This is a genomic window from Flavobacterium hiemivividum, assembly GCF_004349145.1.
Taxonomy (GTDB): domain Bacteria; phylum Bacteroidota; class Bacteroidia; order Flavobacteriales; family Flavobacteriaceae; genus Flavobacterium; species Flavobacterium hiemivividum.
In genome coordinates this window covers 1-1,230 of record NZ_SMFO01000033.1, presented here as the reverse complement: position 1 = coordinate 1,230, position 1,230 = coordinate 1, and the positions used below count along the sequence as shown (strand labels likewise).

General features: G+C 40.2%; 1 pseudogene. It reads left to right on the top strand.

The annotated features are described in order from the left end of the window. Nucleotides 1-1,230 (top strand): annotated as a pseudogene (locus E0F98_RS16110) (hypothetical protein); the annotation flags it as partial.

Sequence of the window (1,230 nt, the reverse complement as noted above, 5' to 3'; positions counted from 1 at the left end):
CGGAACTCCGGTCACTCCAAGTGATGTTGTTTTAACTTCAACACCAAACGGATCATTAACGGTAAATCCTAATGGTTCTGTAGATGTAATACCAAACACTCCTGCAGGAACTTATACCGTAAATTATACTATTTGTGAGATACTAAATCCAAGCAATTGTGATACGGCTACGGTAACTGTTACTGTAATTGCTCCTGCAATTGTTGCCAATGATGATGCTGGTAGTGCTAATGGATATACTGGCGGAGTAGCTGTAGCTGATGTTTTAGTAAATGAYACACTCAACGGACAACCGGTTAGGGCCTCAGAGGTAAATACGACTTTTGTTTCTTCAACTTATGCAGGTATAACACTAATTGGAACTACGGTTAATGTAGCACCAAATACACCGGCAGGAAGTTATACCCTGACATATCAGATTTGTGAGATATTAAATCCGACTAATTGTGACCAGGCAGTGGTAATTGTAACGGTATCAGGTGCAGCAATTGATGCAGGACCCGATACAGCAGGACCGATTAATGGAAGTACAGGAGGAACCAATGTATTTAATGTATTGACAAACGATACCTTGAACGGAACTCCGGTCACTCCAAGTGATGTTGTTATAACTTCAACACCAAACGGATCATTAATAGTAAATCCTAATGGTTCTGTAGATGTAATACCAAACACTCCTGCAGGAACTTATACCGTAAATTATACTATTTGTGAGATACTAAATCCAAGCAATTGTGATACGGCTACGGTAACTGTTACTGTAATTGCTCCTGCAATTGTTGCCAATGATGATGCTGGTAGTGCTAATGGATATACTGGCGGAGTAGCGGTAGCTGATGTTTTAGTAAATGATACACTCAACGGACAACCGGTTACGGCCTCAGAAGTAAATACGACTTTTGTTTCTTCAACTCATGCAGGTATAACACTAATTGGAACTACGGTTAATGTAGTACCAAATACACCGGCAGGAAGTTATACCCTGACATATCAGATTTGTGAGATTTTAAATCCGACTAATTGTGACCAGGCAGTGGTAATTGTAACGGTATCAGGTGCAGCAATTGATGCAGGACCCGATACAGTAGGACCGATTAATGGAAGTACAGGAGGAATCAATGTAGTTAATGTATTGACAAACGATACCTTGAACGGAACTCCGGTCACTCCAAGTGATGTTGTTATAACTTCAACACCAAACGGATCATTAATAGTAAATCCTAATGGTTC